This window comes from Deinococcus pimensis DSM 21231 (genome assembly GCF_000519345.1).
GTDB classification, from domain to species: domain Bacteria; phylum Deinococcota; class Deinococci; order Deinococcales; family Deinococcaceae; genus Deinococcus_A; species Deinococcus_A pimensis.
In genome coordinates, this window is sequence record NZ_KI912663.1 from 3470 (window position 1) to 3745 (window position 276).

The window sequence follows — 276 nt, forward strand, 5'->3', positions numbered from 1 at the left end:
CCACGACGGGCGCGCCCGCGTCCTCGCAGAAGCCGCGCACCTTCGGGTCGTAGCTGACGCCCGCGAACGGCACGCCCGCCGCCGCCGCGAGGATCACGGCGTGCAGACGCACGCCCACCACGAACCCGGCCGAGCGGATCGTGTCGAGCGCCACCTGCGGGTCGGCGGTGGACACCACGTCGTTCGACACGAGCCGCGCCTCCTCGTCGTCCTCGTGCGGCTGGAAGCTCAGCGCGACGACCTCGCGGCCCTCGGCGCGCAGGCGGTCCGCGAGCC

General features: G+C 75.7%; 1 protein-coding gene. It reads right to left on the reverse strand.

The genetic code is table 11. The features are described from left to right. On the reverse strand, nucleotides 1-276 hold a 276-nt coding region (locus tag DEIPI_RS32305; RefSeq protein ID WP_045234632.1), incomplete at both ends, for a polysaccharide pyruvyl transferase family protein.